At 73.3% G+C, this 11,959-nt stretch carries 5 protein-coding genes; 3 read left to right on the forward strand and 2 right to left on the reverse strand.

What is annotated here, in order from left to right; genetic code table 11:
- Positions 1-111: 111 nt before the first annotated feature.
- From WMF44_RS16825 to mutS, 3 genes are all read left to right on the forward strand, one after another.
- Positions 112-1,869, forward strand: coding sequence for a hypothetical protein (locus WMF44_RS16825; protein ID WP_437300129.1), 1,758 nt, complete (start codon positions 112-114; stop codon positions 1,867-1,869).
- Positions 1,866-4,769 (forward strand): hypothetical protein, encoded by a 2,904-nt coding sequence (locus tag WMF44_RS16830; RefSeq protein ID WP_437300130.1) that lies wholly within the window; start codon positions 1,866-1,868, stop codon positions 4,767-4,769. The genes WMF44_RS16825 and WMF44_RS16830 overlap by 4 nt, the downstream gene beginning before the upstream one ends.
- A gap of 117 nt (positions 4,770-4,886) precedes the next feature.
- Positions 4,887-7,637: a DNA mismatch repair protein MutS gene (gene mutS, locus WMF44_RS16835; RefSeq protein ID WP_437300131.1), complete on the forward strand. Its 2,751-nt coding sequence runs from the start codon at positions 4,887-4,889 to the stop codon at positions 7,635-7,637.
- A gap of 10 nt (positions 7,638-7,647) precedes the next feature.
- Here mutS and WMF44_RS16840 read toward each other — a convergent pair whose 3' ends face one another.
- Together WMF44_RS16840 and WMF44_RS16845 are read right to left on the reverse strand one after the other, a co-directional pair.
- Positions 7,648-9,702: an IgGFc-binding protein gene (locus WMF44_RS16840; RefSeq protein ID WP_437300132.1), complete on the reverse strand. Its 2,055-nt coding sequence runs from the start codon at positions 9,700-9,702 to the stop codon at positions 7,648-7,650.
- Positions 9,702-11,804 carry an IPT/TIG domain-containing protein gene (locus WMF44_RS16845; protein ID WP_437300133.1) on the reverse strand — a complete coding sequence of 701 codons (2,103 nt, stop codon included), beginning with the start codon at positions 11,802-11,804 and terminating at the stop codon, positions 9,702-9,704. The genes WMF44_RS16840 and WMF44_RS16845 overlap by 1 nt, the downstream gene beginning before the upstream one ends.
- Between the last annotated feature and the right edge of the window lie 155 nt (positions 11,805-11,959).

Raw genomic sequence — 11,959 nt, forward strand, 5'->3', positions numbered from 1 at the left:
GCAGCGGCGTCTGCCGCTCGTTCGCCACGAGGCCCGCTGCGAGCGCCGCGCGCCCGGCGCGTGTCCGCCGCAAACGAACCCACCGAGCGGAGCGGGTTGCCAGTGCTCCTGGTGCTGACTAGTCTCCGCGCCCGCATGAAGCTCGCCCGCACACTTCTCCAGACACCTCGCATCGTTGGCGTGGGCCTCGCGGCCTCGATCGTGGGCGTGGGCGGGCTCGGGGTCGCGGGCTGCTTCGTCGAGGGCGAGGGCCTCCCGCCGCCGGTCGAGGGGCTCTATTACCCGACGGGCCTGGCGGTGTCTCCCGGGGGACGGGTCCTCTACGTCGCGAACTCGGACTTCGATCTCCAGTTCAACGGCGGCACGGTCCAGGCGCTGGATCTCCAGCGCCTGCGCAGGCGGGCGCTCACGCTCCAGTCGGCGCTCGCTCCCGGCGGGCCGAACGCCAGCGCCGGCGTGCGCGGCGCGTGCGGTAGCGTGGGGCTGGCGACAAACGCCGCGCCGTCGCTCTACCCGGGGCCGTGCGGGCCGCTCGACATCTCCGCCCTCGAGGGCGACGACGAGGTCGTCCGGAGCTCGGCCGTGATCGGCGCGTTCGCGTCCAACCTCCTCCTCGTGCACAGGCCGCTCAGCGGCGAGGGCGCCGACCCGGGTGCGGAGCGGCAGGCGCGCCTGTTCGTGCCCGTGCGCGGCGACCCCTCGGTGACCTTCTTCGACGTCGCCGACGATCGGTCCGACGCCGGCGCGCAGCGCTGCGAGGGCGACGCCTGCTTCCAGCTGGACTGCGGCGCGAGCGCGGCGGGCGGGCGCTGCAGCAGAGATCACCGCATCGGGGAGGACCCGGGCCGGGAGCTCATCCGGCGCAAGCTGCCGCTGGAGCCGTTCGGGATCGCCGCCGGCCCGGGCGGGACGAGCATCGTCGTCTCGCACCAGACCGAGAACGCCGCGAGTGTCATCGTGAACCGCTGGGAAGCGACCGAGAGGCCGCAGCTCGCGCACGTCCTCACGGATCTCGCCTACGGGCCGACGGAGCTCGCGGCCGTGCCGCGCCCGAGCGTGCTCGGGGCGCTGCAGCAGGGCGGGTGGGCGATCGACGACCAGCCCGCGTTCGCGCTCACGTACCTCGCGGCGCCGGAGCTCGGCCTGCTCCGCTATCAGGACGCCGCCTCAGGCGGGGCGCCGCGCCTGAACGAGTCGACCCCGACGCCGATCACCGCGCTCGCGAGCGGCACCGACTCCCGCGGGATCGCGTTCGACGCGAGCGAGCGGAAGGCGTGCGAGGACGGCTGCGCGGATGACGCAGACGTGGTCGCGTGCCTCGAGCGGTGCGTGGAGATCCCGATCCCGGTGTACGTGGCGCATCGCGGCCCGAACTCGCTGCTCATCGGCGAGCTGACGACGACGCTGGTCAAGAGGGACTCGGGCGACCCCGCGGCGAAGCGGGCCTCGGTGTTCTACTCGATCGCGTTCCACGACGCCGCCGTGCTCGGGGCCTACCCGTCCCGGATCGAGGTGGGCGAGGTGATCGATCTGGAAGGCGCGCGCCGCCGCAGGATCTTCGCGCTCGCGTTCGACTCGGGGCTCGCGTTCTCCTACGACCCGGAAGCGCGCCGCCTCGACCCCCCCATCAAGACCGGGCGTGGGCCGCAGGCGCTCGCGTTCGACACGGGTTCCACGTGCGGCGACGAGAAGGAGCGCTGCGACTGCGAGCAGGGCAGCGCCGGCTGCGAACCCTATTCCCTCATGTACATCGCGCATTTCACCGACTCGTACCTCGGCGTTGTCAACCTTGACATGCGCAAGACGAACACGTTCGGAACGATGATCCTCACGGTGGGCACGCCCGTCCCGCCCCGGGAGTCCCAATGAAGCCGCGCCTCGCGCTCGTCGCCTCCACCTCCGCCCTGGCGCTCGCCGGGTGCGCCGCGGAGACCACGCCGGTCGCCGTCGAGGCCCTGGCGCAGTCCGGCCGCAGCGCCTTCGTCTGCCTCGCCATCGACCGGCCGGATCCCGGCAAGCCGGGCGTGATGCGCTCGTTGCCGATCACGGACTGCTCGTACGGCACCGTCGAGTCGTCCACCGACTACGAGGTCGACGCCAAGGACGGGGGCAGGGCCACGCTCCCGCACCTCTACGGCCTCGTCACGCAGACCACGCGCGGCGAGGTCGCGGTCGTCGACCTGACGACCGAGTCCTCGCTGATCGTCGATCGGGACACGGGCACGCCCGCCCCGAGCTTCCTCCCGGTCGGCGCGCAGCCGGTCGACATCGTCGCGACGCCGGGGGGGACCGCGTCGTTCGTCGCCGTCGCCGAGCCGGGGCGCGCGGGGATCTACGCGCTCCCGTCGGCGAAGGTGCTGCCGCGCGAGGGCTGCCCGGTCCCGTCGCTCAGCTCCTGGCCGGCTTGCTCGCTCCCCTCGGCGCCGGGCGAGATGCTGCTCCTCACCGACCCGCCGGACACCGACGGCAACGTGCGGAGCTCGTGTGACGCCGGCCCCCCTCCGTACGACGTCGAGCCGACCACGCCTGGCGACCCCCCGGGCGCGTTCGTGGACGACGTCTGCGCCACCTCGAACGGGAGCCTCGCCATGGAGGGCGGCGGCCGGCAGAAGCTCCTCGTGACCCTGCCCGATCTCGGCGGCTTCGTCGTGATCGACGCGCAGAAGCTCCTCGAGCACGAGGACTACAAGGACGGCGGCTTCGCGGCGTGCGACGTGGAGCGGTGGGTCCCTCTCCATGTCTCGCTCCCGCCGGCCGCGCCGCCCGACGAGCCGCCGCCCGGCGACGTGTCGTGCGCTCAGCCGGCGGCCGCGGCCGGCCCGGAGCAGGCCTTCGACAAGGCCCGGCCCGCGGGGCTCGCGCTCTCCGGCGACCGGCTGTTCATCGCCGATCTCGACGCGCCTGTGATCCACGTCGTCGACCTCCCGACGCCCTGCGAGCCGCGCGAGCAGCCCCCGCTGCTGCCCGCGTCGACGCTCGACCCAGGGCGCGTCGTCACGACGAGGCGCCTCGCGGTGAGCCAGGCGTCGCCCCCCGAGTTCAACCGCTACCTCTACGCGGTCGACGCCGGCGACGGCAGCGTGATGGTCTTCGACGTCAGCGACGACGTGAGCGACGACGCGTCCAGCCGGTCGCCGATCTCTCGCGAGAACCCGGACTGGAACCCGTTCCAGCCGCCCGACCGCATCCGCCTGCCGGCGCCCGTGCGCGATCTCGCGATCGTGCAGCGCGAGGTCCCGAGGAGCCTCCCGGCGACGGGCGTGGTGCCGAGGGGGATCCGGTGCAGCCCCCTCCCTGAGCTCAGGACGTGCGACAGCAGCGTCACGTCGTGCGACCTCGAGACGCTGTTCCGCACGTCGACCGATCGCGACTCCGGCGCCGGCCCGCTGAAGCTCCGGGGCACGTTCGCGTACATGGCGCTCACGAACGGGCAGGTCGCGATCGTCGACATCGACGACCTCGACGCGGCCTGCCGCGGACCCGAGCGCCAGAGCGTCCGCGCGGGCTGCGAGGCGGACGCCTCGCCGAGCAGCCCGCCGCTCGAGACGAGCGGCGAGGCGTCCTGCAACGTCGTCCTCCCGCACGCTGTCCGCTCGGAGAGCTACATCGTGGCGAGCGACGGCTCCGGCCAGATCGAGCCCGGCGTGCAGGGCCTGCCGATCCTCTACGATCGCAGCGGCGCGGTCGTGCCGCTCTCCGGCGAGAGCCCGAAGATGCGCGCCACGCTCCCGTCCGAGGGGGCCGCGCCTGACCTCGCGCTCGCGGTGGGGGTGCAGCGCGAGGCGATCGCGTCGAGCGACAGCGCCGAAAGCGAGCTCGACGAGCGGGGGCTCGTGCTGAGGTCCGGCGGGCCGCAGCACGCGCTGACGATGAACCTCGAGGACCCGCGGGTGCACATCGCCAACGAGACGTGGAACGTGACGTACGAGGGGGTGCTCACGTCGATCACCCGGGCCTCCGTCGCCTTCGACGAGAACCTCCACCTGAGGGGCGCCGACGCCCGCTTCTGCCGCCGCGGCGTGCAGAGCCTGACCAGCGTGGCCGCGCAGCTGAAGGCCGCGGGCGTCCCGGAGGGCGAGGCCGAGACCCGCGCCGAGCAGCTCGCCGACTTCGCGCAGATCACGTCCGAGCTCCCGGACGAAGATGCCACCTACTGGAACAGCGTCGACCCGGCCGTCTGCTCGTTCGACACCTGCAACGCGAAGTACGGCAGCGTCATCACGTCGCGCCCGGCGCTCCGCATCGTCGAGGCCTACGAGGACCACCTCGAGCTCGAGCGGACGGACGAGGTCGGGTTCGCTGCGTGCTGCTTCGCCGGCTCGGTGCAGCTCGGCATCCGCGCCGGAGGCCAGTGGGTCGTCCGGAGCAACGGCGCCGGGTTCCTGCACCACGTGATCGCCGATCCCGCGGGCGGCTATTGCCGCAACTCGTGCGACACGCGCCTCTCGCGGCTCAACGGGCGCGTCGTCCATACGCCGCGCGACGGGCACGTCACCGACGGTGACGTGGGTGCGTTCATCAACCCGATGTTCCGGTTCGCTGTCACGGGCGGCGTGCCCGAGCAGGACATGCAGTTCCGCTTCACCACCCAGGGGGCGTTCACGCCGCTCGCCCTGGACCTCGCGGGGATCAGCGACACACCGGAGCTCCAGCCGCAGTCCATCCAGCTCGTTCCGGCCACGGGCCAGCTCGCCGTCACCGACGGCTCGGTCCAGGGCCTGTTCCTGCTGAGCTCACGCGACGTCTCCGTGACGCGCCGGTACCGCTGAGCCGCCCGCCGGCCCCGCTGCATTGCGGTTTCGGCGCCGATATTTCCACGAAAACAGCGGAACAAACGCGCGAATCACGCGTAGACCTCACCGGCGGTCGAGACTAAGACGCCGGCGATGCAGCCGTCCGAGCAGCCTGCGGCCAGGAAGAAGCTGACCCCGGTGATGCGCCAGTACGAGGATGCGAAGGCGCTCCACCCCGACGCCATCCTCTTCTTCCGGATGGGCGACTTCTACGAGATGTTCAACGACGACGCGGTCCTCGTGTCGCGCGCGCTGAACCTGACGCTCACGAGCCGCAACAAGGGCGAGCCCGACGAATCCCCGATGGCCGGCGTCCCGCACCACGCGGCGCACGGGTACATCGCGCGGCTGCTCGCGCTCGGCCACAAGGTGGCGATCTGCGAGCAGTGCGGGGATCCGTCGAAGATCAAGGGGCTCGTGCCGCGGCAGGTCGTGCGCGTCGTCACGCCGGGGCTCGTCACCGAGACCGAGCAGCTCGACGCGCGCGCCAACCACTACCTGGCGGCGGTCGACGGCGGCGGCGCGCCCCGCGGCGACGCCCTCGGAGCGGGGGGCCCCTACGGCCTCTCGCTGCTGGATCTCTCGACCGGCGAGCTCTCGGCCACCTCGGTCCCGGACGCCGCGACGCTGCTCGCGGAGCTCGCCCGGGCGGATCCGCGCGAGGCGCTCATCGCCCGGGACCTCCCGGACGTCCGCGCGGCGGCGGCCTCGCTCGCCTGCCGCGCGGCGCTGCGCGACGACGAGGAGCTCGACAGCGCGCAGGTCGCGTCGATCCTCGACGACGCCGCGATCGAGCCGATCTCGGCGGCGGCGCTGGCCGAGCACCCGCTCCCGGCGGTGCGCGCCGCGGCCCGGGCGCTGCGCTTCGCGCGCCGCTGCAGCCCCGGCGCGCGCATCCCGGTGCGCCGCATCGCCCCGCACGACACCTCGGGCACGCTGCGCATCGACGAGACGGCCCAGGCGCACCTGGAGCTCGTGCGCGCCGCGGACGGCGGCCGCCGCGGCACCCTGCTCGACGTCATCGACTGCACGGTCACCCCGGGCGGCGCCCGGCTCCTGCGCCGCCGCCTGCTCTCGCCGCTCGCCGACCTGGCCGGCATCCGCCGGCGCCTCGACGAGGTGGAGCTCTTCGTCTCGCACCCGCGCGCCCGCGGCGAGCTGCGGCAAGCGCTCGGCGGCGTAGGCGACCTCGAGCGCCTCAGCGTCCGCGCGCTCCTCGGCGAGGCCACGCCGCGCGACCTCGGCCTCCTGCGCGACGGCCTCACGGCGGCCCCGGCGGCGATCGCCGCGGTCCGGTCGATCCCGGACCTCGGCAAGGCGGCGGCGCGGAGCGACGACGGCGCCGCTGCGCGGGGCAAGGACGGCGCCGCGGCCGGGTCGGGCTCCGAGCCGATCCTCGCCGAGGCGGCGGCGCTGGATGTCGTCGCCGACGTGTGCGCCGAGCTCACCGCCGCGCTGATCGAGCGGCCGCCCCCGAACACGCGCGAGGGCGGCATCTTCCGCGAGGGGTACGACAAGGAGCTCGACGACGCGCGCGGCGTGGAGAAGAACGCGACGGAGCTCATCCTCGCGCTCGAGGCGAAGCTGCGCACGCAGACGGGCGCGCCCTCGCTCCGGGTCAAGTACACGCGCGTCTTCGGCTGGTACATCGAGGTGACGCGCGCGCACATCGCCAAGGTCCCGGAGACCTTCCGCCGCAAGCAGACCGTCGCGACCGGCGAGCGTTACACGAGCGACGAGCTCGACGAGCTCGCCGACAAGATCGAGCACGCCGGGGCGCGCGCGCTGGAGCGGGAGACCGCGCTCTTCGACCGGCTGCGGGCCCTCGTCGCGAAGAGCGAGGGCCGCCTCCGCGCGCTCGCGCGCAAGCTCGCGGCGTGGGACGTCGCCGCCGCCCTCGCCGACGTCGCCCACCGCAACGACTACGTGAGGCCGCACGTCACGGCGGGCGAGGCGCTCGCGATCCGCGACGGCCGCCACCCGGTGGTCGAGCGCTACGCGGCCGCGGGGCACTTCGTGCCGAACGACACCCGCCTCGATCTCTCGGGCGAGCGGCTCTGGCTGATCACGGGCCCCAACATGGCGGGCAAATCGACGCTCATGCGCCAGGTGGCGCTGATCGTGGTCCTCGCGCAGATGGGCAGCTACGTCCCGGCGCGCGAGGCGGAGATCGGCCTCGTCGACCGGATCCTCTCGCGGGTGGGCGCGAGCGACAACGTCGCGCGCGGCGAGAGCACGTTCATGGTGGAGATGCGGGAGACCGCCGAGATCCTCCGCGACGCGACGCGGCGATCGCTCGTGATCCTCGACGAGATCGGCCGCGGCACGAGCACGTACGACGGCCTCGCGATCGCGTGGGCCGTGGCGGAGCACCTGTTCGACGCGATCGGCTGCCGCGCCCTGTTCGCCACGCACTACCACGAGCTGACGGAGCTCTCGGCGCGCGCGCCGGGCATCGCGAACTACTCCGTCGCCGCGCGCGAGCACGGCGACGACGTGATCTTCCTCCACAAGCTCGAGGCGGGCCCCGCGAGCCGCAGCTACGGCGTGGCGGTCGCGCGGCTCGCGGGCGTCCCCGAGGGGGTGCTCGCGCGCGCCCGCGCGATCCTCGCGACGCTGGAGTCGGGCGCCGCGCTGCCGGGCGGCAAGCACGCCTCCCTCCGCGGCCGCACGCGCGGCGGCGCCGCGCAGCTCGACCTGTTCGCCCCCGCGCAGGCCGCGGCGCCGCCGGAGCAGTCGGCCGTCATCGAGACCCTGCGCGCCGTGGACGTCGATCGGCTCGCGCCGCTCGACGCGCTGCGGCTCGTGGCCAAGCTGAAGGGCCTCCTCGGCGGCGGCGGCTGACCGCGGCGGCTCAGTCCGGCGGCGCGATCTCGCGGAGCTCGGTGCCGCCCGCGTACCCGTAGCTCACGAACGAGTCGAACCCCGTCACGAGCAGCCCCACGGGCGCGGAGGCCGTGAGCCAGTGCACGCCGTCGCGCTGCGTCCCGGGCAGCACGTTGTCCGGCGCCTGCCGCGCCGGATCGATCGCCGCGAAGCTCAGCTGGCAGCGGTAGACGACGAACGACGGCGCGCCGCCCCCGCGCTGCTCCTCCGTGAGCCCGTCCGCGGGCGCGATCTCGCACTCGTCCGGCCCGAGCGTCGCGTCGTCGAGCTGCACGACGGCCGACCGCGGCGCGACCACCGAGATGAAGTCGAACGCGTACTTGTCCGGCGTCAGGAACACGTAGTCCGGCCGGAACTGCTCGATGGGCGGCAGGATGATGAGGCTCGGGTCTCCGCCTGGCAGCCCCTGCTTGACCCCCGTCGCGTTCTGGCTGGCCATGACCTGCGACACGATGACCGGCTCGGAGCTCTCGATCATGAAGTCGCCCCACGCCGTCACCTCGCGGAACTCGCCCAGCGCCGACAGCGTGATCCGATCGTCCGGCGGCGGCAGGGTCGTCGCGATCACGGCGCCCTTGCCGCTGGCCGCCACGATCCTGACGTAGTCCGGCTCGGGCACGGCCTCGATCCGCGCGCCGGCCTCCTTCACCGTCTGCGACCGGCTCGGCGTGTGCGGCACCGCGAACCGCTTGCCGGCGGTCCGGGTCGGATCGAGCTGATCTTCCAGGTGGTCGGCGCAGCAGCGGCGATCGGCGAGCACCTCGAAGTGCGGCGCGTCCGAGGCCTCGCTTCCGGTGAAGACCGCGATCGGCTGATCGGCCTTCACGATCGATCCGGTGAAGTCCGCGTTGAACCCGCCGCTCTCCAGGTTGAGCACGTCGAACGCGCCGAGCTTGACCTCGATCGACCCGCCCTCCGGCGTCTCCGGGACGGGCCCGCCCCCGACGACCTTCGCCGTCGTCTTCACCTGCACGGTCGTGTTCTCGCGCGTCCCGACGATGGTCAGGAACGCCCGGAGGTCGACCGGGTTCTGCGGATCGAAGTTCGTGTCCGGATCGTCCGTGACCGCGATGGTCTGCGGCCACCCCGTGACGACGTACGCCGTCGCCATCGCGCCCGGGCTGTACGTCAGCGCCTCGCGCGGCTTCAGCAGCGAGGCGTCGTTGGAGAACACGTTGGCGTTCTCCAGCGGGTTGAACTGGTAGGCGACGATGGGGAACTTCGACGTGATCTTGTACGCGTGCCGCGTGAGCGCCGTGTGCGTGCCCGTGTTGTACTCGCCCTCCGGGCTGCCATCGACCTCGCGCGGCCCGAGCTTGAACACCTGGAGATAGAGCGGCGCGATGAGCCCGCTCGCGATCTCCACCGGGGCGGGCTCGTCGCCCGGCGCGCCGTCGTCCTGGAAGATGTGGATCTCGTTCGGCACGTCCGGCTGCGGGTTCGAGATCACCACCGCGAACTGCTGCGCCGCCGCGTTTCCGGTCGCGTCGATCCGCGCGTTGTCCAGATCGACCGCCCAGTACTCGCACCCCACGTTGCTCCGCTCGAGCTCCGCGACGGCGCAGAGCTGCTGGCAGCTCCCGCTCCGGCACGCCTCGCCGGCCTCCGTGTCGCACGTGTCGAGCACCCGGCCGAAGCGGCCGTCCGCGTCGCAGGCGACGACGTCCTGCCCGCGGCACGAGTGCGCGGCGGGCACGCAGGGCCTGCAGCCGAGCTCGATCGACGCGCAGACGAGCCCTCGAGCGGCGCAGTCGTCGAGCGTCACCCAGGCCAGCCCTGCGCCGGTCTCCTCGCAGCGCGCGAGCTCCGCCCCGCAGCGCACCGCGCCGGCCGTGCAGGGCGGCGGCTCCTCCGGCCGCGCACCCCACCGGGTGCCGCTGTCGAAGCAGCTCGGCGCGAGCCCGAGCCCCGCGGCGACGGCGACGAGGGCGGCGGCTGCAGCGTGCCGCGATCGGGCGCGGCGTCCTGGCTTCCGTGCGCGCGCCGGCCTGCGCGCTCGCGTCGGGGGGGGCGGGGCGCTCATCACAGGTGTGCGTTGAAGCTGTCGAGGGAGTAGGCCGCCATCCCTGCCGGCCTGAGCTGCCGGTAGACGAGCTTGCCGTAATCGAAGCCGTCGATCCGCGCCCCGTACACCCCGATCGTGAGCGGCCCTGGCGGCAGCGCGCCGTGATCGAGCCCGAGCTGCCGGAGGTCCGGCACCTCGACGGCGTGCGACCCTGCCGGCACGGCCACGGTCCACCGGATGAGGCCGTTTCCGCTCGCGATGTCGTAGACGCTGAGATCGACGGGCGCGCCCGCGCTGAACGAGGCCGCGAGGTGGGACCCATCCCAGGCGCTGTTCTGCGCGGGCGCCTCGAGCGTCGGCACCCCCACGAAGTCGCCGATGCGCACGGGCTCGCTCGTGCTGGTCGAGAGGACCCGCCCCACGACGGACAGCGGCGCGAGCCCGGCCTGGCCGGTCACCGCGCGCGCGGACGAGTGGTAGCTCGCGCCGAGCAGGTCGCGGGCGAGCGGCGGCACGCCCACGAACGTCAGCCCCCCGTCGAACGGGATCAGCGGGCTCTGCGCGCCGATCGGGAGCGTCGCGAACCCGTCGTTGCCGATCATCAGCGACACGTTCGCCTGGATCCGATCCGGCCCCTTCGGCCCCTTCGCCGGCGCCCTGACGTCCATCGAGAGGGCGTGGTCGAGCGGCTGATTGATCCGCACGAACACCTCCCTCGTCCACTTGTTCGGGAGCACGGGGATCCCGCGGACCACGCCCATCGCGTAGGCGGTGAACCGCGGTGGGGTCGTCGAGCGATCCTCGAGGCCCGCCAGCGCGTAGATCGTGCGGTTGCCGGGCGCGATGTACATCGTGAACCCGTGCCCGAGCTCGCCCGACGTCTCCGGCGTGATGGCCTGGAACTCGGACGGCAGCCTGAAGGTCGCGAGAGGATCGGCGCCCGTCGTGAACAGGTACGCCGCCTTTCGCTCGGTTTCGCGGCGCGGGCTCGGGATGTTGCCCCACGCGGCGCCCCCGGGGTCCAGCGACGTGTCCCAGACGAGCTCGCCCTCGATCGCCCCCGCGCTGCCGACCTTGCCGCCGACCGGCGGGGGCGGATCGCCGGACGCGCCGCACGCGGGGGTGAGCACGGGATCCAGGTAGACGGTCACGGTGTCGACCGGCACGTCGACGAACGAGATCGGGCTATGGCACGTCGCGGCCACGGTGACGGTGCGCGGCGAATCGAGCGACGCGTCCTCGATCACAGCGACGCCGGACGCGTCGACCGTGATTGCGGAGGTCGTGTCGGTGCCGACGACGACGCTCGCCCCCGGGATCGGATCACCCGTGAAGTTGTTGTAGACGAGCACCTTCAGCCGTCCGGCGAGCGGCGCGCCGCTGAGCCCGCCCTTGTAGCCGTTCTGGCTGTCCTCGTAGGTGTAGCCGTCCAGCACGAGGATCGTCTCGCCGCCGGTCGTCACCGAGATCGTCTTCGCGCCCGGCGTGCCCTGGGGCACCGTGCACAGGAGCCGCGTCGGCTCCTGGACGGTGAGCGACGTGCACGGCTTCTGATCGATCTTCGCGACCGTCCTCTCGTTCCAGCGCGTGCCCTGGCCGACGAGCTCGATGGTCGTCCCGCCGGAGATCGGCCCGCTCGACGGAGACGCATAGAGCGCGTCGTACACGTAGCCGCCCGGCAGCGTTCGCCGGGTCGACGTGTCGTCGCCGTTCTGCACGGCGAGCTCCACCGGGCCCGCCGCGCCCGGCGGCGCCGCCACCTGGACCCGGCTGGGATCGATGGGAACGATCGCGGACGGATCGACCTCGACGTCGCCGAACCAGACGCGGACCTTGGAGCTGAAGCCGTTGCCGTGGAGCAGGACGCGCTGGCCTCCGTTGAACGGCCCGTGCGTCGGGTCCGCGCCGAGCAGCGCGTGCGGATCGCCGCCGGGCAGCCCTGCGCCGGCGGACGACGACGTCGACGTGGTCTGCGGGTCCACGCCGAAATCGCCGCCGTCGCCGTCGGTCTGCCGGCGGATGCCCTCCGGCGCCGAGGCGATGCAGGCGGAGACGATCGCGAGCCCTGCGCCGACCGAAGCGAAGCGTGCGGTAAGAAAGCCTCGTGATGCGGTTCGCACGAGGCGAGTGTACGCCATCGCGGATGCCGGGCCACGGCGCGCCAGGGGGCGCGGCCCGGCGTTCCCGTGCTCCGCGCCGCGTGGTCCCCTCGGCGCAGCTGACGCAACGAAGGCAACTGCACGGGTAACTGCACGGGTAACTGCACGGGTAACTG

This window comes from Sorangium sp. So ce426, assembly GCF_051475585.1.
Taxonomy (GTDB): domain Bacteria; phylum Myxococcota_A; class Polyangia; order Polyangiales; family Polyangiaceae; genus Sorangium; species Sorangium cellulosum_B.

Coding starts and splice junctions, on each gene's coding strand:
- WMF44_RS16830 (WP_437300130.1), top strand. CDS start 1,866: ATGAAGCCGCGCCTCGCGCTCGTCGCCTCCACCTCCGCCCTGGCGCTC.
- mutS (WP_437300131.1), top strand. CDS start 4,887: ATGCAGCCGTCCGAGCAGCCTGCGGCCAGGAAGAAGCTGACCCCGGTG.
- WMF44_RS16840 (WP_437300132.1), bottom strand. CDS start 9,702: ATGAGCGCCCCGCCCCCCCCGACGCGAGCGCGCAGGCCGGCGCGCGCA.